We start from the raw sequence: 22044 nt of genomic DNA, 5'->3' as shown, positions 1-22044 counted from the left end.
TTCGATTGGTGAGGTGGCGGCGGCGTATGTGGCGGGGGTGTTGTCGCTGGAGGATGCGGGCGTGCTGGTCTCGGCGCGGGGCCGGTTGATGCAGGAGCTGCCCGCGGGTGGGGCGATGGTGGCGGTCGAGGCGCCCGAGGAGGAGGTGGCCCCTCACCTGAGTGACGAGGTGAGCATCGCGGCGGTGAACGGTCCTTCGGCGGTGGTGGTTTCGGGTCGGGAGGATGCGGTGCTGGCGGTGGCGGAGGTTTTTGCCGGGCGGGGGTGTCGGACGCGGCGGTTGCGGACCTCGCATGCGTTCCATTCGCCGTTGATGGAGCCGATGCTGGAGGAGTTCCGCCGGGTGGCGGAGGGGCTGTCGTATGGGGTGCCGCGGATTCCGGTGGTCTCCAACCTGACGGGTGAGGTGGTGGCGGAGTTTTCCGCTGAGTACTGGGTGCGGCATGTGCGGGAGGCGGTGCGGTTCGCGGATGGGGTGCGCACGCTGGAGGGCGAGGGCATCACCCGCTTCGTCGAACTCGGCCCGGATGGGGTGTTGGCGGGGATGGTGGCGCAGTCGGTGTCCTCGGAGGAGGCTGCGGGGGTGGTGGTGCCTGCGTTGCGCAGGGATCGTTCGGAGGTGTCTGCGGTGTTGCAGGCGCTGGGGCGGGTGCATGTCGCGGGTCAGGATGTGGACTGGGAGGCGCTGTATGCCGAGTCCGGTGCCCGGCGTGTCGAGCTGCCCACCTACGCCTTCCAACACCAGCGCTACTGGCTGGAAGCCCCATCGGCCCCGGCCCTGGCGGGTGATGTGGCGGCGGCCGGGCTGGAGAGCGCGGGGCATCCGCTGCTCGGCGCTGTCGTGGTCTCGCCGGAGGACGGCGGTGTGGTGCTCACCGGGCGGCTCGGCCTCGACACCCACCCCTGGCTGGCCGACCACCAGATCGCGGGGAACGTCGTCTTCCCGAGCACCGGCTATGTGGAGCTGGCGATCCAGGCCGCCGACCAGGTCGGCTGCTCGCTGATCGAGGAGCTGACCGTGCACACCCCGCTGGTCGTCCCCGAATCGGGTGGCGTACAGATCCAGGTGGTGGTGGGCGGCACGCCGGACGACGGAGGCGTACACCGCCCTGTGACGGTGTACGCGCGGCGCCAGGATGCCGAAGCCGGGCCGGACGAGGGGTGGACCCGGCACGCGGAGGGCGTACTGGCGACATCCGGTACGCCGGGCGAGGCGGAGGCCGATCCGGGGGCCTGGCCGCCGGCCGGGGCGACCGCGGTGGACGTCACCGGCGCGTACGGCGAACTCCTGCGCCGCGACTACGCCTACGGTCCGTTCTTCCAGGGCCTCCGGGCGGCGTGGCGGCGCGGCGACGAGATCTTCGCCGAGGTCGCCCTCGCCCCGGAAGCCGCCGACGACGGCCAGTCCGCCCACTTCGCCCTCCACCCGGCGCTGCTGGACGCCGCGCTGCAGGCGACCCTCCTCCCGGAGAAGGACGGCGACGGCGCCGACGGCGACGATGGCGAGCTCGTCATGCCGGGCTCCTGGCACCGCGTTCGCCTGCACGCCGCCGCGTCCGGTGCCGCCCCGCTGCGCGTCCGGCTGTCGCCGGGGGACACGCGCGGCATGGCCGTCGCGGTGTCCGACGGGAATGGCCGCCCGGTGCTGAGCGTGACCTCGCTGACCTGGCGTTCGCTGTCGCCTTCCGCTCTGCGTCAGGCGGACGGCGGCATGCACCACGACGCGCTGTTCCGCCAGGAGTGGCGCCCCCTCCCGCTGGAGACGGCCCCGTACGACGCGGAAGGGGAGCCGACGCTGCTCATCTGCGAGGCACCGGACGGCCCGGTGCCGGAGTCGACCCGCGCGGTGACGCACCGGGTGCTGGACGCCGTCCAGTCGTGGCTGTCCGACGAGCGGCACGCCGGATCCCGGCTGGTCGTGGCGACACGCGGTGCCATCGACGGCCGGGAGGTGCGGCTCGCCCCCGTCTGGGGACTGGTCCGGGCCGCCGAGGCCGAGCACCCGGGACGCTTCGTCCTGGTGGATCTGGACCCGGAGACGGAGACGGACCCGGAGACGGAGACCGACCCCGACCCGGCGACGCTGGACGAGGAGCACCGGCGCCTCCTGGCGGTCGCGGCTGCGACCGGCGAGCCGGAGCTGGCGATCCGCGCCGGCGGGGTCCTCGTGCCCCGGCTGAGCCGCGTACCGCGCGCTCCGTCCGCACCCGTGTGGGACGCCGAGGGCACGGTGCTGATCACCAACGGCACCGGAGAGCTGGGCGCGCGGCTGGCCCGGCATCTGGTGACGGAGCACGGCGTCCGTCATCTGCTCCTGACCCGCGAGGAGACACCGGACAGCACGGACAGCACGGACCCCGCCGCCGAACACGCCGCGGCACACGCCGAACTCGCCGAACTCACCGCGCTGGGCGCTCAGGTGCGGGTGGCGGAGTGCGCGGCGGCGGACCGGGAGGCGCTCGCCCGGGTGCTGGACTCCGTCCCCGGGGGCCACCCGCTGCGGGGGGTCGTACACGTGCCGGGCCGTGCGGAGAACGGGCTGGTCGACGCCGTGTCGCCCGCCGCGGTGAGTGCCGCGCTGCGCGCGGAGGCGGACGCCGCCTGGCACCTGCACGAACTCACGGCGGACCGGGAGCTGTCCGCGTTCGTCCTGCTCTCGGGCGCGGCAGGCGTGCTGCTTCCGGCCGGGCAGGCGACGCGCGCGGCGGCCGATGTCTTCCTGGACGCGCTGGCCGAGCATCGCAGGGCGCGCGGCCTGCCCGCCGCCTCTCTGGCCTACGGGCCGTGGGAGGCCCGTACGCGGCCGGGCGGTGCGGAGTCGGCGCGGCTGCGCCAGCACGGGATGCGGACGCTGTCGCCGGCGGAAGGGCTCGCCCTCTTCGACACGGCGCTGGACACCGCCGGGGCCGCAGCGCTGCTTCCCGTGCGGCTGGACACCGGGGTGCTGCGGGCGCTGGCCGCCGCCGGAGAGCTTCCGTCCCGGCTGCACGGCCTGGTGCGGATGCCCGTACGGGCGACCCCGCGCGCGGCCGTGCGGGACGACCCGGCCTCGGCCGCGCGGTTCGCGGAGGAACTGGCCGCGCTCTCGCCGCCCGAGCGGCGCCGTACGCTGCTGAACCTGGTGCGTACACAGGTGGCCGCGGTGCTCGGCCACTCCTCCTCGGAGGCGGTGGGCCCGGACCGGCCGTTCCAGGAGCTGGGGTTCGACTCGCTGTCGGCCGTGGAGCTGCGCAACCGGCTGGGCGCGACCGCCGGGGTGACGCTGCCCGCGACGCTGGTCTTCGACTATCCGACGGCGCAGGCGGTGGCCGGGCACATCGAGGAGCTGGTGACGCCCGGGGAGGCCGACGGCGTCCGGCTCGTCCTCGCGGAGCTGGACCGCGTCGAGGAACTGCTGTCCACGCTCCCCGGGCCCGGCGCCGACTCCGCATCCGGCCCGGCCTCCGGCTCGGCTCCCGGCTCGGCTCCCGGCTCCGGGCCGGCCGCCAGGATCGCCACCCGGCTGGACGTCCTGCTGCGCAAGTGGCAGGAGGCGCAGGGTCTGGCCCTGGCCGAGGTGCTGGAGGAGGCCGGCAGCTACGAAACGGCGACCGACGAGGAATTGTTCGAAGCGCTGGACGGTGAGCTGGGACTCGGCTGACCCGGCGCGTCGGTACGCATCCGCACGTACAGCACCCCGCCCCTCCGGGCGGGGTGCTGTCGTTTGCGGGCCCCATTCCCCTTTTCCCGGTCCGCGCTTTCGGCGGGGCTTACTCGCCGGACTTGGCTTGACAGTACAACTGCATCTGCGTATAACATAAACTGAAACGTCTAAGGCGTACACAGTTTCCCCCTGAGCGAGCGGAGAAGTGGCAGATGAGTGCACGTGTCGAGGGGTCGGCTGAGACCCCCTCCAGTCCGGGCGGTCCGGGCAAGGGGCATCCGAAGCGCTGGATGGCGCTGGGGATCCTGTGTGTGGCCGCGCTCGTCATCAGCGTCGACCTGACGGTGCTGCAGCTGGCCATCCCGTCCCTGACCGAGGAGCTGGACCCGGTCCCGACCGCCAGCCAGATCCTGTGGATCGCCGACATCTACGGCCTGGTCATGGCGGGTCTGCTGGTCTCGATGGGCATCATCGGCGACCGGATCGGCCGGAAGAAGCTGCTGGTGATCGGCGCGGTGGTGTTCGCGGCGGCCTCGGCGGTGATCGCCTGGTCGCCCAACCCCGAGTCGCTGATCGCCGGGCGCGCGCTGCTCGGCATCGGCGGCGCCACGATCTACCCGACCACGCTGTCGATCATCCGGGACATGTTCACCGACGCCAAGGAACGCTCTATGGCGGTCGGCATCTGGACCGGCATGGTCAGCGGCGGTACGGCGATCGGTCCGGTCGTCGGCGGCCCGCTGCTCGACAACTTCTGGTGGGGATCGGTCTTCCTGATCAACCTGCCGCTGATGGCCATCGTCTTCGTCGGCGCCCTGACCCTGGTTCCCGAGTCCCGCAACCCGCTGCCGGGCCGCCTCGACCTCTTCAGCGTGGTGCTGTCCGTCGTCGGCATCATGGGCATCGTCTACGCCATCCAGGAGTCCGCCCGCGACGGGCTGGACGAGCCCAAGATCATCGCCGCCGGTCTGGTCGGCCTGGTCGCACTCGTCCTCTTCCTCTGGCGGCAGGGCCGGATCGAGAACCCCATCCTCGATGTGACGCTGTTCCACAACCGCGCCTTCTCCGGCGCTTTCGCGGCCAACACCTTCACGATGTTCGCCTCGGTCGGCTCGCTGCTGCTGGTCAGCCAGTACCTCCAGTACGTGCACGACTGGTCCCCGATGCGGGCGGCGCTGGCGCTGCTGCCGCCCGCCGTCATGGGGATGATCTGCGCGCCGTTCGTCGGGCTGCTGATTCCCCGGATGGGCCAGGGCCGGGTGGTGGCGCTCGGGCTCGGGCTGCTGGCGCTGGCGATGTTCCTCTACAGCTTCACCGGCGTCGACGCGGGCTACCAGGCGCTGCTGATCCCGACCATCGTCCACGGCATGGCAGCGGCCTGCATCTTCGCCTGCACGGTGGTCATCATCATCAACAGCGCCCCGCCGGAGAAGTCGGGCATCGCCTCCGGCATCGCCACCACGGGCGGCGAGCTCGGCGCCGCCATGGGCATGTCGGTGCTCGGCACCATCCTGAACACCGTCTACCACCACTCGGTGGACGTGCCCTCGGAGCTCTCCGGCGAGGCGGCGCACGCCGTCGGGGACTCGGTGGGCGCGGCGCTGGAGGTCGCGGCCCAGGCGCCCGCCTCCGTCGCCGGCCGGATCGTGGACACCGCGTCCTCGTCCTTCATGGACGGCATGCACGCGGCCGTCCTCACCAACGCGGGCATCCTCCTCACGGTGTGCGTGATCACCCTGGTCGCCCTGCGCGGCCTGCCCAAGACGTTCGAGGAGCACTCTGAGGAGACGGGCGCCGAGGACGGGTCGGGCTCCGCCGGGGAGTCCGTCCCGGCGCAGACGCCGGGCCGCGAGTGACCGATGCCGACAACTCCGACTGAGAAAGGTGAAGACTGTGGCAGTGGGTAGGCTCCTCCGCTTCGACGAAGCGCGCGGTTACGGGTTCATCAGGCCCCAGGGCGGCGGCGTCGACGTGTTCATGCACGCCAACGACTTCGAAGGCCCGAGGGAGGCGCTGGTGCCGGGCACCATGGTGGAATTCGAGTTCGAGGAGGGCGACCGGGGCCTGCGCGCGGTGGCGGCGCACGCCGTCGCCGAGCCGCCCGCCGGTGCGGACGAGGCGCCCCAGCCGCTCCGCACCGAGACGAAGCCGCAGGCTTCCCAGGTGGTCCAGTCCCAGCCCCAGTCCCAGCCCCGGGTCCACGGTTCCGAGCCGCTGTCCCTCTCGGAGTTCATGCGCGAGGTGACCGACAAGCTGATCGTCGGCGCCCCCACGGCAACGGGGATGCAGATCGCCCAGATCCGGAAGTGCTTCGGGGATGTCGCCCGGAGCCATGGATGGGTTCTGGACTGACCGCTCACTCCGGGGTCAGCCGGAATGCATTTCCCGTGGATGCCCTTCGCCGCCCCCGTGCGAAGGGCATCTCCCCGTTCTGCCCCTAACCTCTCACCGGTTTCGGAGTTAGGGGTGGTACGGCGTATCGCCCCTCTCCGCTCCGGAGATAGAAAGGTGCCGTATTCGGCGGTGCCGGAGGCTTCCGGAACGACAGCGGAGGACAGCAATGAACCGTGTAATGGACAAGGTCGTCGCGATCACCGGGGCTGCGCGCGGACTGGGGCGCAGCCACGCCGTACGGCTGGCCGAGGAGGGCGCCGACATCATCGCCCTGGACGTCTGCGCGGACGCCACGACCCCCCAGTACGCGGGAGCCACCCCGTCCGACCTCGGCGAGACCGCGCGGCTGGTGGAGAAGACCGGGCGGCGCGCGGTCACCCGCCAGGTCGATGTGCGGGACCGGGCCGCGCTGGACGCGGCGCTGGACGAGGCCGTGACCGAACTCGGGCGCCTGGATGTGCTGGTGGTCAACGCCGGCATCAATCCGGTCGGCCCGGACCGCCCGATAAGCGCCTTCGCCGAGACCATCGACATCAATCTGGTGGGTGCGATCAACACCGTGCACTCCGCGCTGCCGCACCTGGGCGACGGCTCGTCCGTGATCGTCACCGGGTCGGCCGCCGGGCTGATGCCGCGCTACGACGGGGCGAACGGGGTGGGCCCCGGGGCCGCCGCCTACGCGTACTCCAAGCACGCCCTCGCCGAGTACGCCGAGCGGCTCGCCGTACGCCTCGCGCCCTCCGGCACCCGCGTCAACGTGGTGCACCCGACCAACGCGCCCACCGACCTGATCAAGAACCCGGCCGCGTACCGCACGTTCCGTCCGGACCTGGAGAACCCCACGGCCGAGGACGTCGAGATGGTCTACGCGAACATGCACGGGATGCCCATCGCCTATCTGGACGAGGCGGACGTCTCGCACGCCGTGGTCTACCTCGCCTCCGACGAGTCCCGCTACGTCACCGGCGCTCAGCTGAGGATCGACGCCGGCCTCATCGGCAAGCTGGAGGCGGGGTTCAACCCGATGGGCTGAGCCCCCCTTTTTCCGGCCTTTCCGGGAACCGAGAAAGGGACCGCACACGCCCACGTGCTCGGTGTGTGCGGTCCCTTGGCGGCTGCTCAGCTCACTCGCTCAGGGTGAGGGGGAGGTGCTCGAAGCCGTGCAGGCCGATCGCCGTGCGCCACTCGACCTCGCCGCCCACCTCGATGGACGAGAACCTGTTGATGATCAGCGGCAGGACGACCTGCGCCTCCATCCGGGCCAGATTGGCGCCCAGGCAGTAGTGCGGTCCGCCGCCGAAGCTGACATGGCCGCCCTCGTTGCGGGTCAGGTCCAGCCGGTCGGGGTCGGTGAACTGCGCGGGGTCGCGGTTGGCCCCGGCCGTCATGAGGAACAGCATCCTGCCGGCCGGAATCTCCTTGCCACCCAGCTCGATGTCCTCGCCGGTGAGCCGGACGGTTCCGGAAATGGGCGTGCCGTGCCGGATCAGTTCCTCGACCGCACTGGCCGTGACATCCGGGTTCCGGCGCCACAGTTCCAACTGGTCCGGGTTCTCCAGCAGGGTGTAGATGCTGGTGCTGATGAGGTTGGTGGTGGTTTCGAAGCCGGATATGAAGAGGAACGTGGCCAGCGCCATCAGATCCTCGTCATCGATACGGCCCGCATCGTGCTGGTCCAGCATGGCGGAGATCAGGTCGTCGCGGCGCTCGGCCCTGCGCTCCTCGAACAGCTCCGAGAAATAGCCGCGCAATTCCATGACCGATTCGTCGGCCTGGGCCAGCTCCTCCTCGCTGTAGTTCCCGCCGCCCCAGACCCGGGTCCAGTCGTTCGCCAGCTTGTAGAACAGCATTCCCTGGCTGTCGGGGACCCCGAGCATTTCGCAGATCACGGCCACCGGGAAGGGGCTGGCGACCGTGGGCACCAGGTCCACGGGCCGCCCGTCCTTCGCCTGTTCCGCCAGGTCGTCCACGAATCGCCGGGCCAGCACCTCGACCGACTCGCGCATCTCGCGGATCGCCTTCGGCGTGAACACCGAGGACGCCACCTCGCGCATCGCCGGGTGCTCCGGCGCGTCCAGATTGACCAGCGCGCGCAGGAACAGCCGCAGCGAAGCGTGCTCCTGCCAGTCGGCGCGCTGGGTCGTCGCGGCCCGGACGCCGTTCTTCATGTTGCCCATCCGCGCCGCCGCGTTCACCTCCTTGTATCCGGTGACGGCGTAGGCGCCGAGGGTGGTGCTTTCATAGACGCGGTCGACCCGGCGGATCGCGTCATAGAGCGGATAGGGATCCTCGATCATCGGCGGAGTCGCCAGTCGTGCGATGGCGGCCTCCGCCTCCTCGATCGCGGTATCAGATGTCACGGCAGGCTCCGATCTGGGCGCTCTATTCCCTGTGCGCCGCACCCGATTCCGTTTCGGTGAGGGCTGGTGAGGGACGTGAATTCTGTTCCGGAGTGCGGTCGGCAACGGCCCTCAGACGGAAAGGGTAGGTACCGCGCGCGTCATTCCGTACCCCTATCGCCCCTTAGCCGCCGGGCTTACCATCGGTCCGTGCGGTACCCGCGGACCGCCTTCGGAGCCGGTGCCCACAAGGCTGGCCGCGAGGGCAGCAGGGGTTCGGGCCCAGGGGAGGGTAGTCTTCGGTATATCTGGTATAACGTGGTCGCCGATTTCGGCGGAGATCTGGATACTGGGAGCGGACGATGGCAGTCGGCAAGGACAACGCCCCTCGCGAGCGCGCCCGCAGCGTGGAGCTCCTCTGGGGTGACAAGGAGCGGCGGGGCCGGGGCCCCAAGCCGGTGTTGTCCATCGAACGGATCGTGGAGACCGCCATCGAGGTCGCCGACGCCGAGGGGCTCGCCGCCGTCTCGATGCAGCGGATCGCCAGTGAGTTCGGCTTCACCACCATGTCGCTGTACCGGTACCTGCCCGGCAAGGCCCAGCTCGTCGACCTGATGACCGACGGGGCGCTGGGCACCCCGCCGGCGCTGGAGGAGATCTCCGGGGACTGGCGGGCCAAGCTGGAGGTGTGGGCCCGGCAGCTGTGGCACACCTACCACCGGCACCCCTGGCTGTTCGAGCTGCCCGTGGCCCGCCCCGGCACCATGGGGCCGAACGAGCTGAGCTGGCTGGAGTCCGCGATCCGGGCCTTCGCCGACACCCGGCTGAGCGGCGCCGAGCAGCTGGACGCGGTCTTCACGCTCAGCGGCCTGATCCGCAGCTGGACCTACCGCCCCAGCGACCTGGAGGACGAGCGCAAGCCCCTCACCACCGATGTGGCCGAGCAGTGGGGCTCCGCGGTGGGCGAGCTCATCGAGGAGCACAAGGACTCCTACCCGGCGCTGCTCGCGGCGATGAACACCGGCGGCTTCGACCCGGAGGTCGGCGACGGCGAGGAGTTCGGCCTGCGGTGTGTACTGGACGGTATCGGGGTCGTTGTCGACCAGCGGTCCGCCGAATCGACGGGGTCGTAGAGAGCGCCCCGAAGGGGCGCGGGGAAGTGTCGATAGCGGCTCCGCCGCGGGGCGCGACCAGCCACAGCGGCGCCGCGGCCCGCAGCGGACGGGAAGGGGCTGCCCCTTTCCGCTCGTCGCGGGCCGCGGGCGTGCAGTTCCCCGCGCCCCTGGCGGCGCCCCGAGAGTCGGCTGTCGAAAGTCACGCTCCGGCATCCGCTGCCCGCGCGGCCAACCGCTTGCGGTCGACCTTCCGGTTGGCGTTCAGCGGGAACGCCTCCAGATGCTCGTAGTGCCGCGGCAGCAGCCCGCTGGGCAGCACCTGCCGCAGCTGCCGGGCCAGCACCGCGGGCGAGACGGCGGTTCCCGTGTAGTAGACGACGAGTTCGAGGCCGCCGCCGGCCGCCGGGCGGGTCACCGTGGCCGCGTCCGTCACCTCCGGGCAGCCGCGGAGCGCCTCGTCCACCTCCGCCAGCTCCACCCGCCACCCCTGCACCTGGACCTGCGCGTCCAGCCGCCCCAGATACGCCAGTTCACCGTTCTCCAGCCGCCGCACCCGGTCCCCGGTGCGGTACCAGACGCGCCCGTCCCGCTCCAGGAACCGGCCCTCGCCGTCCTGCGGATCGAGGTAGCCCGCCGTCAGCTGCGGCCCCGCGACGCACAGTTCGCCCTCGGTGTGCGCGGTCCCGCCGTCCTCCGTGCGCAGCAGCCAGTCGTGGCCCGCGTGCACGGCGCCGATGGGGACGACGCCGTTGACGCTCAGCCGCGGTGAGTCGGCCGGCGACCAGCGGTGGCCGGTGACCGTGATCGTCAGCTCCGTCGGCCCGTACAGGTTCTCCACGGCCGCGCCCGGCGCCGCCGCCTGCCAGTCGGCGGCGTCCTGGCACAGCAGCGCCTCACCGGCGAAGAAGCTCCAGCGCAGCGTCGGCAGCGCGGCGGGGCCGAGCCCGCCCCGCCGGCGCACCAGGGCGATGGCGCTGGGTGTGGAGAACCACACGGTCAGCTTGCGCTCGGCGGCGAACCCGGGCAGGTCCAGATACGCCTGGGCCGGCACCGCGTGCACGCTCGCGCCCGCCCCCCAGGCGCAGAACAGGTCGAACATCGCGCAGTCGAAGTTCACCTCGGTCGCCTGCGAGAAGGCGTCGTCGGCGGTGAAGTCGTACCGCTCGTCCATCAGCCGGAAGTAGTGGTCCAGGCTGCCGTGGCTGATCGGCACCCCCTTGGGGCGCCCGGTGGAGCCGGAGGTGAACAGCAGATACGCCGGGTCCCCCGGCCGTACGGCGCACGGGGCCGCCAGGGTGTGCCCCTCGCCGACCGGGAGCACCGGCCGCCGGCCGCCGTCCTGGTCCACCTGGCGCAGGGCCAGCACCGGCAGCTCCAGCTCGGTCTCCGCGAGCGCGGCGAGGCCGGGGCCGTCGGCCACCACCGCCGTGGCGCCGGACGCCTGGAGCATCCCGCGGGTGCGGTCCGCGGGGAAGTCCGGGTGCAGCGGGACGGCGGCGGCGCCGCAGTACAGCGCGGCCAGGATGCCGGCGTAGCTCTCGACGCTCCTGCCGGCCAGCACCGCCACCGCGCGGGGCGGTCCGCCGGGCGCGGCCAGCAGCGATCCGGCCCAGCGCAGCGCCAGCTCGTGCAGCTCCTCGTAGCTGAGGGTGTCGTCGCCCACCCGCAGGGCCGTGCCCCGGGGGGAGGCGTCCAGGCCCCGCAGGAAGCGCTGATGCGGTGCGTTGCGGACAGTGGCGTGCATCATCACTCCTGGAAAGAGGGGTTGATAAGGGTGGTGGGGCGCCGGAGCCCGGACTTACGTTGTCGGCGGTCCGAGCCCGTCAGTGGCGTTTCTTCCCGACCCTGGAGTCACCATGTGGGACGCGCGTTTCGAAGAAATCCTCAGGAAACATCTCCCGTTCCTCTCCGCCGGCGAGCCGCTGACCGAGGATCTGGTACTGCGGGACCACGGCCTGGACTCGATGGCCATGGTCGACCTGCTCGCGCTCCTGGAGCAGGAATTCGGCGCCACATTCGTCGGCGACGCGATGAGCATGGAGAATTTCGCGACCCCGCGCACACTCTGGGAAACCCTCTCCCGAGTGACCGCCGGCGCCGCCTGACGCCGCTGAAGGCTGAAGGCATCCCCGAGAACGGGCCCCCGAGAACGGGCCGCGGAACGGGCTGCGCGCACCGCCATCGGGCGTCCCTACGCCGCGAGCCTCGGGCGCCGCAGCGCCGCCTGCGGATCGACCGGGACCACCTCGAAGTTCCCGGTCACGCAGCGCACCCGGCCCCACAGGCTGTCCGGCCCGGCCACGCACAGCCGCGTCACCCCGAGCCCCTTCAGCGCGCTCAGCGCCGTCGGCCACTCCACGGCCCGCACGATGCCGTCCAGCACCATCGTGCGGATCTCCGCGCCGGACTCCAGCACCCGGCCGTCGTGGTCGGACACGACCGGGATGCGCGGCGCGGAGAAGTCGGCGGAGCGGAACAGCTCGCGCTCCATCTCCTCGCGCAGCGGCGCGAAGGCGCGCGCGTGCATCGGCGGGCGCATGGTGTAGAGCGGCATGCCGCCCAGCGACCGCAGCCGCTCCCTGAGCCAGTCGAGCCGGTGCTCGCGCAGCGACAGCATGTGGAAGTCCTCGTCGACATGGCAGGCGACCTCGTGCCACTCGCCCGCCTCGTCCAGCTCGGCCCGCACCTCGGCGAGCCGCTCGCGGGGCACGCGGGCGAAGGACTGGGTGACCACGTCGCCGTACTCCCGCGCGAAGTACGCGTCGGCCCGGTGCCCCCACCCGGCGGTGAGCCGCACCGCGTCCGCGAACCCCAGCGCCCCGGAGTGCACGGCGGCCGGGGTGCCGCCGAAGCTCGGGCCCACACACGCGTCGGCCCGCAGCCCGAGCGCCTCCTCGGCCCACTGGGCCAGCGCCAGGCAGTTCACCAGAAACGCGACCCGCGCGTACTCCGAGAACTCGCCCTCGGCCGCGCGGTAGCGCTCCAGCAGCGGGTAGCCGAGAACCTCGTCCGCCTGAGAAACCAGCCGCCGGGCCACGGGATTCAGCAGCATGAACTTCGCCACATCCTGATAGGGACATGGAGTAATGCCGGGGAAAACGACAGCAGTGCCTGCTGCAATGTCTCTGGCCATATTGCACAGTCTGGTTCCGGGCCGATATATCCAGAACCCCTAGAGCCCCCTAAGTTGGGCGGGCGCCGTACCGTCGCGTTGGCGGTGCGGATAGCGTCGTGCTAGGAAATAGCATCCCGCACCCCTGACGACTGGAGCGTGATTCGGTGGAAAATCTCCGGGGTTTTCTGCTGCGTGCCGCGAAAACCACCCCCGAGAAGCCGGCGCTCGTGGAACGGAGCGCGGACGGCGGCCTCAGCACCCTCACCTACCGGCAGTTGGAGGACCGCGTCGACGCGTACGCGGCCGACCTCGACAAGCTGGGCCTGGACACCGGCGACCGGGTCGTCCTGGAGTCGGATGTCACCGGCTGCGCCGTGGCGATGCTGCTCGCCTGCGCCACGCTCGGGCTGCCCTTCATCCCGGTCAGCCCCGAGACCCCCGCCAAACGGCTGGCGGCCGTCCTGGACGCCGCCGAGCCCGCGCTGTTCGCCCGCGCCGCCGGTGCCGCCCGCGCCGCCGCGCCGGAGGACACCGCCGGGATACCCGAGAGCGTCGGCCTCGTCCACTTCGACCCGGACGGCGTCCACACCCGGCGCCCGCCCCTCCCGCGCGCCCGGCACCGCCGCCGGGTCGTCAGCACCGACACCGCGTACATCATCTTCACCTCCGGCACCACCGGCCGCCCCAAGGGCGTGGTGATGAGCCACCGCGCCGTCGTCTCCCTCCTGAGCGCGCTGCTCACCGAGGAACTGCTCACCCCCGACGACCGGGTCGCCACCACCTCGCCGCTCCAGTTCGACTTCGCCCTCTTCGACATCGGGTTCGCGCTCGGCAGCGGCGCCACCCTGGTGCCCGTCCCGCGCGCCGAGCTGACCTGGCCCCGGCACTTCCTCGCGTTCCTCGACGAGGCCGCCGTCACCCACGTCGACGGCGTGCCCTCGATCTGGCGGCCGGTGCTGCGGCACGAGCCGGAGCGGCTGGCAGAGCTCAGCGGGCTGCGCGGCATCCTGTTCACCGGGGAGGACTTCCCGCTGCCCGAACTCCGCAGGCTCCAGCGGCTGCTGCCCGGCGTCCGCATCACCAACGGCTACGGCGCGACCGAGTCCATGGCCTGCTCCTTCACCGAGGTGCCCAGCCCGCTGCCGGACGACCTGGAGCGGCTGTCCATCGGCTTCCCGCTGCCCGGCTACGACATCACCCTGATCGGCGCCGACGGCAGACCCGTCGAGGAGGCCGGGGCCGAGGGCCAGATCCACCTCCGCGCCCCCTCGCTGTTCACCGGCTACTGGGACGACCCCGAGGCCACCCGTGCGGCGCTGGTGCCCGATCCGCTCGACCCGCGCTCGGGACGGCAGGTGCTGCGCAGCGGCGACCTGGCCTGCCGGGGCGAGGGCGGCGAGCTGTACTTCCTGGGCCGGGCCGACTCCCAGGTCCAGATCCGCGGCCACCGCGTCGAGCTGCGGGAGGTGGAGCGGCGGCTGCTGGAGCTCCCCGGCGTCAGCGCCGCGGTGGCGCTGCTGGTGCCGCAGGAGGGGCAGGACCCGCGGCTGCTCGCGTTCGTCGTCCCCGGCCGGGAGGGCGGGACGGAGTTCGACGCGGAGTTCGACGCGGAGTTCGACAAGGCGGAGGCCCGCGCGTTCTGCGCGGAGACTCTGCCGGGATACATGATCCCCCAGGACATTCGCGCCGTCGACGACATCCCCCTGACCGCCAACGGCAAGGCCGACCGCGCAGCGCTGGCGGCGCGGGCCGCCACGCCCTCCGGCCCGTAGGCGCAAGAGCTGTGCCCGAAGGGCGCGGGGAACGGCGCGCCCGGCCACGACGCGGCGGCAGCCCGCGGAACACCGGCAGGGGCAGCCCCTGCGCCTGCGTCGCGGGCCGCGAGTGTGCTGTGGCCGGGCGCGCCGTTCCCCGCGACCCTTCGGGCGCCGTGGTTCGCCGGAGAAGCCAAACCCTCTGTGGAGATGAAGATGACTGAGTTCCGGAACGTCTCACGTCTGCTCGACCTCGTGCGCGAGGAGACCCTGGGAGCGCTGCGGAAGATCCGCCCCGACGCGCCGGAGCCGGCCGCACCGCTCGACACCGGCCGCACCTTCTTCGAAATGGGCCTGGACTCCCTCGGGCTGATGGAGCTCCACACCCGGCTGGTCGCCGCCACCGGCCTGGAGCTGCCGGTGACGGTCGGCTTCGACCACCCCACACCCGAGGCGCTGGCCCGGCACCTGGGCACCGAGGTGCTCGGCCTGCCGGCGGACGGCCCCGACCCGGACCCCGGGCCCGGACCCGCCGGTGCCGACGACGACGATCCCGTCGCCATCGTCGGCATCGGCTGCCGCTTCCCCGGCGAGGTGCGCTCACCCGCCGACTTCTGGACCCTGCTGTCCGAAGGCACCCACGCCATCAGCGACTTCCCCGCCGACCGCGGCTGGGACCTGGACCAGCTCTACGATCCCGACCCCGGCACCCCCGGCACCAGCTATGTGCGGCAGGCCGGATTCCTGCCCGACGCCGCCGAGTTCGACGCCGACTTCTTCGAGATCAGCCCCAAGGAAGCCACCGCCATGGACCCCCAGCAGCGGCTGCTGCTGGAGACCTGCTGGGAGTCGCTGGAGCGCGCCGGGATCGACCCCGGCCGGCTGCGCGGCACCCGCTCCGGGGTGTTCGTCGGCGTGGAGCCGCACGAGTACGGGCCCCCGGTGCACGAGGCCCCCGACGGGCTCGACGGCTATCTGATGACGGGCACCGCGCCCAGCATCGTCTCCGGCCGCGTCGCCTACACCCTGGGGCTGGAGGGCCCCGCGCTGACCGTCGACACCGCCTGCTCCGGTTCGCTGGCCGCGCTGCACCTGGCGGTGCAGTCGCTGCGCCGCGGTGAGTGCCGCCTCGCGCTGGCGGGCGGCGTCACCGTCATCACCAGCCCCGGCACCTTCACCACCTTCAGCCGCCAGCGCGGACTCGCCGCCGACGGCCGCTGCAAGGCGTTCGCCGCGGCCGCCGACGGCACCAACTTCGCCGAGGGCGCGGGGGTCCTCGTCCTGGAGCGGCTGTCCGAGGCGCGGCGCAACGGGCACCGGGTGCTGGCCGTCGTACGGGGCAGCGCCGTCAACCAGGACGGCGCCAGCAACGGGCTGACCGCGCCCAACGGGCTGGCCCAGCGCCGGGTGATCCGGGACGCGCTCACCGACGCCGGGATCGGCGCCGACACCGTGGACGCCGTCGAGGCGCACGGCACCGGCACCAAGCTCGGCGACCCGATCGAGGCCCACGCCCTGATCGCCACCTACGGCGCGGCCCGCACCCCGGAGCAGCCGCTCCGGCTCGGGTCGGCGAAGTCCAACATCGGGCACACCGGCGCCGCCGCCGGAGCGGCGGGCGTCATCAAGATGGTCGAGGCCATGCGGCACGGCGTCCTGCCGCAGACCCTGCACGTCGACGAGCCGTCCGGGCACATCGACTGGTCGGCCGGGACCGTACGGCTGCTGACCGCCGCCGAGCCGTGGCCGAGGGCCGAGGACCGGCCGCGCCGCGCCGGGGTCTCGTCCTTCGGCGTCAGCGGCACCAACGTGCACGTCATCCTCGAAGAGCCGGCGCCCGAGGACCGCGCCGAGAGCGACGGCGCCGGGTACGGCGGCGCCGCGCCGGAACCGGGCGAAGCCGGGTACGCGCGGGTGGCGCCGCTGGTGTTCTCCGCCAAGAGCGAGGCCGCGCTGCGCGCCCAGGCCGCGCAGCTCGCCGCCCTGCTCGACAGCGGCGCCGACGACAGCGGCGGCGACAGCGGCGGCGACAGCGGCGGCGCCGGCCGTCCCGTGGCGCTGGCCGACGTGGCCTACGCGGCCGCCACCACCCGGGCCGCGCTGCCGCACCGCGCAGCCGTGGTCACCGCCTACCCCGACGAGGCGCTGCGGGCGCTGCGCGCCGCCGCCGGGGGCGACACCCCCGCCAGCGTGCCGCACGCCACCGCCGTGCCCGGCAAGCTGGCCCTTCTCTTCACCGGCCAGGGCAGCCAGCGGCCCGGTATGGGCCGCGAACTGCACCAGACCTTCCCCGTCTTCGCCAAGGCGCTGGAGGAGGCCGCCGACCACCTGGACCTCCAGCTCGACCTCCCGCTGCTGGACGTCCTCTTCGCCGACGAGGGCAGCGACGCGGCGGCGCTGCTGGACCGGACCGCCTACGCGCAGGCCGCGCTGTTCGCCGTCGAGGTGGCGCTCTTCCGGCTGTACGAGTCCTGGGGCGTCACCCCCGACTACCTCGCGGGCCACTCGGTCGGCGAGCTGGTCGCCGCGCACGCCGCCGGGGCGCTCTCGCTGGAGGACGCGGCCCTGCTCGTCGGCGCGCGCGGACGGCTGATGCAGGAGCTGCCCGCCGGCGGGGCGATGGCCGCGCTGGAGGCCACCGAGGACGAGGTCGCCGGGCACCTCACCGACCGCGTGAGCCTCGCCGCCGTCAACGGCCCCACCGCCGTGGTCCTCTCCGGCGACCGGGACGCCGTCGACCGCGTACTGGAGCACTTCCCCGACCGCCGCTCCAAGCGGCTGCGCACCTCGCACGCCTTCCACTCGCCGGTGATGGAGCCCATGCTGGCGGAGTTCGAGCGGATCGCGGAGGCGATGACGCACCACCCGCCCCGGATCCCGGTCGTCTCCAACGTCACCGGGCAGCCGGTGACGGAGTTCGACGCCGCGTACTGGGTGCGGCACGTACGCCGGGCCGTGCGGTTCCAGGACTGCGTGACCTGGCTGGCCGCCGAGGGCGTCACCACCTGTCTGGAGCTGGGCCCCGACCCCGTGCTGTCCGCCATGGGACGGGAGTGCCTGGCCGCCGCCGGAGCGGACGGCACCGTCTTCACCTCCGCGCTGCGCGCCCACCGCACCGAGGAGCGCGAGGCGGTGGCAGCGCTGGCGACCGCGCACGTCCGCGGTGTCACGGTGGACTGGGAGGCGTACTTCTCGTCCTTCTCCGCCTCTTCCGCCTTCCCCGCGTCCGGGGCCCGCCGCGTCGACCTGCCCACCTACCCCTTCCAGCGCCGCCGCTACTGGGTCGACGGGGCCACGGACGCGGGCGTGCGCACGGCCGGGCTCGGCCGCCCGGACCACCCGCTGCTCGGCGCCGTCGTCGGCCTCGCGGGAGCCGATGGCGTGCTGCTCACCAGCCGGCTCTCCGTCGCCTCCCACCCGTGGCTGGCCGACCACGTCATCGCGGGCGAGGTGCTGCTGCCCGGCACCGCCTTCGTCGAGCTCGCCGTGCGCGCCGGGGACGAGGTCGGCTGCGGCACCCTCGACGAGCTCACCCTCCAGGCCCCGCTCGCGCTGCCCGCCGACGGCGGCGTCTCCCTCCAGGTCGCCGTGGGCGCCGCCGACGCCTCCGGCCGCCGCCCGGTCGACCTGTACGCGCGCGCCACCGACGACGAGCCCTGGACCCACCACGCCACCGGCGCCCTCGCTCCCACCGGGCCGTCCTCGCCCGGCCCGGCGCTCGCCGGAGCCTGGCCGCCCCCGGGCGCCGAACCGGTCGACATCACCGGCCTCTACGCCGAACAGGCCGCGCAGGGGTACGGGTTCGGGCCGCTGTTCCAGAACCTGCGCGCGGTGTGGCGGCAGGACGGCGACGTCCTCGCCGAGGTCGCCTTCGCCGAGCCCGGCGCGGCCCAGGCCGAGCGATTCGGGCTGCACCCGGCGCTGCTGGACTCCGCACTCCAGGCCATGGCCTTCCTCCCCGGCGAGGAACCGGGCGTCACCAAGGTGCCGTTCACCTGGGGCGGCGTCAGCCTGCACGCCTCCGGCGCCTCGGCGCTGCGCGTACGGATCACCCCGCTCGGCCCCGACACGGTGGCGGCCGACCTCGCCGACCCGTCCGGCGCTCCCGTGGCCTCCGTGCGGTCCCTCGCGGTGCGGCCCGTCGCCCCCGAGGGGTCCGGCGGCGCCCAGGCACGCGGCAGGGCCGAGGCGCTGCACCGGATCCACTGGGCGCCGGCCGGACCGACCGCCGCCCCGGAGCGCGAGGGCACCGTCAGCGCCCTCGCGGTGCTGGACGCCGACGCCGGCGCCGACGCCGGTGCTCCGCTGGCCCGTGCGCTGGGCGCTCCCGGCGCTCCGCTGCCCGTCCACCGCGGCACCGCCGCGCTGGGTGCGGCCGTCGCCCAGGGCGCACCCGTGCCCGACACCGTGCTGGCCCCCTTCCCGCCGCTGCCGCCCGGCGCGGCTGAGCCGTACGCCGCGGCGCGCGCGGCCACCAAGCGGCTGCTGGCGCTGCTCCGCCAGTGGCAGCAGCTCCAGGACGGAGACGAGCGGTTCGCCGCCACCCGGCTCGTCGTCGTCACCACCGGCGCCGTGGCGACGGCGCCCGGCGAGCGGGCCGATCTGGGCACGGCACCGCTGTGGGGCCTGCTGCGCGCCGCCCGCGCCGAGCAGCCCGGCCGCTACGTCCTCGCCGACCTTGCCCCCGACCAGGACCAGGACCCCGACCAGGACGCGGACCAGGACGCGGACCGGCAGCGGGCGGACGCGCTGCGCGCCGCACTCGCCGCGGACCACCCCGAGTTCGCGCTGCGTACGGACACCGTCCTGACCCCCCGACTGGAGCGCGCCGGGCACCCGCAGACCGCCGGGGAGCCCGGCCCCTGGGACGCCACCGGCACCGTGCTGATCACCGGCGGCACCGGAGGGCTCGGCGGGCATGTCGCCCGCCATCTGGTCACCGAGCACGGCGTACGCCATCTGCTGCTGGTCGGCAGGCGCGGCCCCGAGGCGCCGGGCGCCGAGCGGCTGCGCGAGGAGCTGACCGGCCTCGGCGCCCAGGTCACCCTCGCCGCCTGCGACGTCTCCGACCGGCAGGCCCTGCGGCGGCTGCTGGAGGCCGTACCCGAGGAGCGCCCGCTCACCGGCGTGGTGCACGCCGCGGGCACCGTCGCCGACGGGCTGGCCGACGCGCTCACCGACGAGCAGGTGGACACCGTCTTCGCGCCGAAGGCCGATGCCGCCTGGCACCTCCACGACCTCACCCGGGAGCGCGGCCTGTCCGCGTTCGTGCTGTTCTCCTCCGGCGCCGGGGCGCTGGACGCCGCCGGGCAGGGCAACTACGCGGCGGCCAACGTCTTCCTGGACGCGCTCGCGCAGCACCGCACGGCCGCCGGACTCCCCGCGCACTCCCTTGCCTGGGGGCTGTGGGACGGGGGTGACGGCATGGGCGGGCGGCTCGACGAGACGACACGGCGGCGAGCCGACCGCTCCGGGCTGACCGCGCTGTCCGTCCCGGAGAACCTCGCCCTGTTCGACCGGGCGCTCACCCTCCCGCCGGACGCCGCGCCGGACGGCTGCCTGCTCCCGCTGCGGGTCGACACCGCCGTGCTGCGCAGCCGTACGGACGGGGTGCCGCCGCTGCTGCGCACCCTCGTCCCGGCCACGCCGCGGCGCGCCGCGGCGAGTAGCGGCGACACGGGCCCGGACCGGACGTCGTTCGGCCGCCACCTGGCCTCGCTCTCCGACGCCGAGCGGGATCGGCTGGTGCTGGACCTGGTGCGGGAGCGCGTCGCCAGCGCGCTCGGCCACGACAGCGGCCGCGCCATCGACCCGCAGCGCGCGTTCAGCGAGATCGGCTTCGACTCCCTCGCGGCGGTCGAGCTGCGCAACGCGCTCAACTCCGCCACCGGGCTGCGGCTGCCCTCCACCCTGCTCTTCGACTACCCCACTCCGCGCGCCCTCGCCGCCTTCGTCCAGGCCACCGCGCTCGAAGCGGACACCGGCACGGACACCGGCGCCGCCCGGCCGACGGCTCCGGCAGCGCCCGCCGACGACGAGCCCATCGCCATCGTCGGCATGGCGTGCCGCTACCCGGGCGGCGTCACCTCGCCCGAGGAGCTGTGGCACCTGGTGGAGCGGGGCACCGACGGCATCGCGCGCTTCCCCGAGGACCGCGGCTGGGACGTGGAGCGGCTGTACGACCCCGAGCCGGGCACACCGGGCAAGAGCTATGTGCGCGAGGGCGGATTCCTCTACGACGCCGCCGAGTTCGACCCGGCCCTCTTCGGCATCAGCCCCCGCGAGGCGCTGGCCATGGACCCGCAGCAGCGGCTGCTGCTGGAGACCTCCTGGGAGGCCATCGAGCGCGCCGGGATGGACCCCACCGCGCTGCGCGGCAGCGCCACCGGCGTGTTCGCGGGCGTCATGTACCACGACTGGGCCACCCGGCTGGCCGCCGCGCCCGAGGAGCTGACCGGCTATCTCGGCATCGGCAGCGCGGGCAGCATGGCCTCCGGCCGGCTCGCCTACACCTTCGGCCTGGAGGGGCCCGCGGTGACGGTGGACACGGCGTGCTCGTCGTCGCTGGTGGCGCTGCACTGGGCGATCCAGGCGCTGCGCTCCGGGGAGTGCTCGCTGGCCCTGGCGGGCGGCGTGACGGTGATGGCCACCCCGAAGACCTTCGTCGACTTCAGCGCCCAGCGCGGCCTGGCCGCGGACGGCCGCTCCAAGTCGTTCGCCGCCACCGCCGACGGCACCAGTTGGAGCGAGGGCATCGGCATGCTGCTGGTGGAGCGCCTGTCGGACGCCGAGCGGCTGGGCCACCGCGTCCTGGCGGTCGTCCGCGGCAGCGCCGTCAACCAGGACGGCGCCTCGAACGGCCTGACGGCGCCGAACGGCCCATCCCAGCAGCGGGTGATCCGCCAGGCCCTGGCGGGCGCCGGGCTCGAACCGCACGAGGTCGACACGGTGGAGGCGCACGGCACCGGGACGGCGCTGGGCGACCCGATCGAGGCGCAGGCGCTGATCGCCACCTACGGGCAGGACCGTCCGGAGGGCAGGCCGCTGTGGCTGGGCTCGATCAAGTCGAACATCGGTCACACGCAGGCCGCCGCCGGAGTCGCCGGGGTCATCAAGATGGTGGAGGCGATGCGGCACGGCAGGCTGCCGAAGACCCTGCACGTGGACGAGCCGACGCCCGAAGTGGACTGGTCGACGGGCGCGGTGGAACTGCTGACGGAGACCCGGGAGTGGCCCGGGGTGGGCGAGCGCCCGCGCCGGGCCGCGGTCTCGTCCTTCGGCGTCAGCGGTACGAACGCCCATGTGATCCTGGAGCAGCCGGAGCCCGCGGCGCGGCCCGCCGAGTCCCCGGAGCCCGCCGAGTCCCCGGAGCCCGCCGGGGTGCTTCCCTGGGTGGTGTCAGGACAGTCGGCGGAGGCGCTGCGGGCGCAGGCCGCGCGGCTGTGGTCGCACCTCGGCTCCGACGGGACGGACCTCGCGGCGGTCGGCCGCGCCCTGGCCACCGGGCGCGCCGCGCTGGAGCACCGCGCGGTAGTCGTCGGCGGGACCCGCGCGGACTTCCTGCGCGGACTGGCAGCGCTGGCGGAGGACTCGGAGCCGGCGGGCGTCGTGCGGGACGTGGCCCGCAGCGGCGGCGGCACGGCGTTCCTGTTCTCGGGGCAGGGTGCGCAGCGGGTGGGGATGG

General features: G+C 73.6%; 10 protein-coding genes and 1 pseudogene. 8 read left to right on the top strand and 3 right to left on the bottom strand.

The window, feature by feature from the left end; genetic code table 11:
* The 4 genes from G5C65_RS10080 to G5C65_RS10065 all read left to right on the top strand — a co-directional run.
* On the top strand, positions 1–3640 hold a 3640-nt coding region (locus G5C65_RS10080; RefSeq protein ID WP_165298397.1), incomplete at its 5' end, for a KR domain-containing protein.
* Between the two features lie 215 nt (positions 3641–3855).
* Positions 3856–5499 (top strand): MFS transporter, encoded by a 1644-nt coding sequence (locus G5C65_RS10075; protein WP_165298396.1) that lies wholly within the window; start codon positions 3856–3858, stop codon positions 5497–5499.
* A gap of 37 nt (positions 5500–5536) precedes the next feature.
* Positions 5537–5995 carry a cold shock domain-containing protein gene (locus G5C65_RS10070; protein WP_165298395.1) on the top strand — a complete coding sequence of 153 codons (459 nt, stop codon included), beginning with the start codon at positions 5537–5539 and terminating at the stop codon, positions 5993–5995.
* A 208-nt stretch (positions 5996–6203) separates the two neighbouring features.
* Positions 6204–7070, top strand: coding sequence for a mycofactocin-coupled SDR family oxidoreductase (locus G5C65_RS10065; RefSeq protein ID WP_165298394.1), 867 nt, complete (start codon positions 6204–6206; stop codon positions 7068–7070).
* 91 nt (positions 7071–7161) lie between these two features.
* Here the strand turns inward: G5C65_RS10065 and G5C65_RS10060 are convergent, their stop codons facing one another.
* Positions 7162–8397: a cytochrome P450 gene (locus G5C65_RS10060; RefSeq protein WP_165298393.1), complete on the bottom strand. Its 1236-nt coding sequence runs from the start codon at positions 8395–8397 to the stop codon at positions 7162–7164.
* 341 nt (positions 8398–8738) lie between these two features.
* Between G5C65_RS10060 and G5C65_RS10055 the strand changes: the two genes are divergently transcribed.
* Positions 8739–9509 carry a TetR/AcrR family transcriptional regulator gene (locus tag G5C65_RS10055; RefSeq protein WP_165298392.1) on the top strand — a complete coding sequence of 257 codons (771 nt, stop codon included), beginning with the start codon at positions 8739–8741 and terminating at the stop codon, positions 9507–9509.
* Between the two features lie 181 nt (positions 9510–9690).
* Here G5C65_RS10055 and G5C65_RS10050 read toward each other — a convergent pair whose 3' ends face one another.
* Positions 9691–11235 carry an AMP-binding protein gene (locus G5C65_RS10050; RefSeq protein WP_165298399.1) on the bottom strand — a complete coding sequence of 515 codons (1545 nt, stop codon included), beginning with the start codon at positions 11233–11235 and terminating at the stop codon, positions 9691–9693.
* A gap of 112 nt (positions 11236–11347) precedes the next feature.
* Here G5C65_RS10050 and G5C65_RS10045 point away from each other — a divergent pair, with 112 nt between their 5' ends.
* Positions 11348–11596, top strand: coding sequence for an acyl carrier protein (locus G5C65_RS10045; protein ID WP_165298391.1), 249 nt, complete (start codon positions 11348–11350; stop codon positions 11594–11596).
* A gap of 86 nt (positions 11597–11682) precedes the next feature.
* On the opposite strand, the gene G5C65_RS10040 is transcribed toward G5C65_RS10045, so the two are convergent.
* Positions 11683–12543, bottom strand: coding sequence for an ACP S-malonyltransferase (locus G5C65_RS10040; RefSeq protein WP_241265687.1), 861 nt, complete (start codon positions 12541–12543; stop codon positions 11683–11685).
* 290 nt (positions 12544–12833) lie between these two features.
* Here G5C65_RS10040 and G5C65_RS10035 point away from each other — a divergent pair, with 290 nt between their 5' ends.
* Together G5C65_RS10035 and G5C65_RS10030 are read left to right on the top strand one after the other, a co-directional pair.
* Positions 12834–14378: an AMP-binding protein gene (locus G5C65_RS10035; RefSeq protein WP_420903298.1), complete on the top strand. Its 1545-nt coding sequence runs from the start codon at positions 12834–12836 to the stop codon at positions 14376–14378.
* Positions 14379–14603: 225 nt separating this feature from the next.
* A pseudogene (locus G5C65_RS10030) lies at positions 14604–22044 on the top strand (SDR family NAD(P)-dependent oxidoreductase); the annotation flags it as partial.

The sequence above is a fragment of the Streptomyces boncukensis genome, assembly GCF_011045075.1.
In the GTDB taxonomy this organism is placed as follows: domain Bacteria; phylum Actinomycetota; class Actinomycetes; order Streptomycetales; family Streptomycetaceae; genus Streptomyces; species Streptomyces boncukensis.
Note: the sequence above shows the minus strand (reverse complement) of the source record. Positions and strands in the feature narration are given on the sequence as shown.

Coding starts and splice junctions, on each gene's coding strand:
- G5C65_RS10075 (WP_165298396.1), top strand. CDS start 3,856: ATGAGTGCACGTGTCGAGGGGTCGGCTGAGACCCCCTCCAGTCCGGGC.
- G5C65_RS10055 (WP_165298392.1), top strand. CDS start 8,739: ATGGCAGTCGGCAAGGACAACGCCCCTCGCGAGCGCGCCCGCAGCGTG.
- G5C65_RS10040 (WP_241265687.1), bottom strand. CDS start 12,543: ATGCTGCTGAATCCCGTGGCCCGGCGGCTGGTTTCTCAGGCGGACGAG.
- G5C65_RS10050 (WP_165298399.1), bottom strand. CDS start 11,235: ATGCACGCCACTGTCCGCAACGCACCGCATCAGCGCTTCCTGCGGGGC.
- G5C65_RS10045 (WP_165298391.1), top strand. CDS start 11,348: ATGTGGGACGCGCGTTTCGAAGAAATCCTCAGGAAACATCTCCCGTTC.
- G5C65_RS10065 (WP_165298394.1), top strand. CDS start 6,204: ATGAACCGTGTAATGGACAAGGTCGTCGCGATCACCGGGGCTGCGCGC.